Genomic DNA, 1,578 nt, shown 5'->3' on the forward strand with positions numbered 1-1,578 from the left:
AAAAACATGACAATTAGTTTGTCAACGGTTAAGTTATTAAGGGCGCACGGTGGATGCCTTGGCACTAGGAGCCGATGAAGGACGGGACTAACACCGATATGCTTCGGGGAGCTGTAAGTAAGCTTTGATCCGGAGATTTCCGAATGGGGAAACCCACTGCTCGTAATGGAGCAGTATCTTTACCTGAATACATAGGGTACTGAAGGCAGACCCGGGGAACTGAAACATCTTAGTACCCGGAGGAAGAGAAAGCAAATGCGATTTCCTGAGTAGCGGCGAGCGAAACGGAATTAGCCCAAACCAAGAGGCTTGCCTCTTGGGGTTGTAGGACACTCAACATGGAGTTACAAAGGAACGGGGTAAATGAAGCGATCTGGAAAGGTCCGTCATAGAAGGTAAAAACCCTGTAGTTGAAACTTCGTTCCCTCCTGAGTGGATCCTGAGTACGGCGGGACACGAGAAATCCCGTCGGAAGCAGGGAGGACCATCTCCCAAGGCTAAATACTCCCTAGTGACCGATAGTGAACCAGTACCGTGAGGGAAAGGTGAAAAGCACCCCGGAAGGGGAGTGAAATAGATCCTGAAACCGTGTGCCTACAAGTAGTTAGAGCCCGTTAATGGGTGATAGCGTGCCTTTTGTAGAATGAACCGGCGAGTTACGATCCCGTGCAAGGTTAAGTCGAAGAGACGGAGCCGTAGCGAAAGCGAGTCTGAATAGGGCGAATGAGTACGTGGTCGTAGACCCGAAACCAGGTGATCTACCCATGTCCAGGGTGAAGTTCAGGTAACACTGAATGGAGGCCCGAACCGACTCACGTTGAAAAGTGAGCGGATGAGGTGTGGGTAGGGGTGAAATGCCAATCGAACCTGGAGATAGCTGGTTCTCTCCGAAATAGCTTTAGGGCTAGCCTCATGATTAGAGTCTTGGAGGTAGAGCACTGATTGGACTAGGGGTCCTCATCGGATTACCGAATTCAGTCAAACTCCGAATGCCAAAGACTTATTCATGGGAGTCAGACTGCGAGTGATAAGATCCGTAGTCAAGAGGGAAACAGCCCAGACCGCCAGCTAAGGTCCCAAAGTATACGTTAAGTGGAAAAGGATGTGGAGTTGCTTAGACAACCAGGATGTTGGCTTAGAAGCAGCCACCATTTAAAGAGTGCGTAATAGCTCACTGGTCGAGTGACTCTGCGCCGAAAATGTACCGGGGCTAAACGTATCACCGAAGCTGCGGACTGTTCTTACGAACAGTGGTAGGAGAGCGTTCTAAGGGCGTTGAAGCTAGACCGGAAGGACTGGTGGAGCGCTTAGAAGTGAGAATGCCGGTATGAGTAGCGAAAGAAGGGTGAGAATCCCTTCCACCGAATGCCTAAGGTTTCCTGAGGAAGGCTCGTCCGCTCAGGGTTAGTCGGGACCTAAGCCGAGGCCGAAAGGCGTAGGCGATGGATAACAGGTTGATATTCCTGTACCACCTCCACTCCGTTTGAGCAATGGGGGGACGCAGAAGGATAGGGTAAGCGCACTGTTGGATATGTGCGTCTAAGCAGCAAGGCTGAGAAGTAGGCAAATCCGCTTCTC

1 rRNA gene is annotated in these 1,578 nt (G+C 50.9%); it reads left to right on the forward strand.

Annotated features, from left to right (window positions below):
• Positions 1-26 precede the first annotated feature (26 nt).
• Positions 27-1,578: ribosomal RNA gene (locus JOC95_RS21300) — 23S ribosomal RNA — on the forward strand; the annotation flags it as partial.

The sequence above is a fragment of the Sutcliffiella tianshenii genome (assembly GCF_016908565.1).
GTDB lineage: Bacteria > Bacillota > Bacilli > Bacillales > Bacillaceae_I > Sutcliffiella_A > Sutcliffiella_A tianshenii.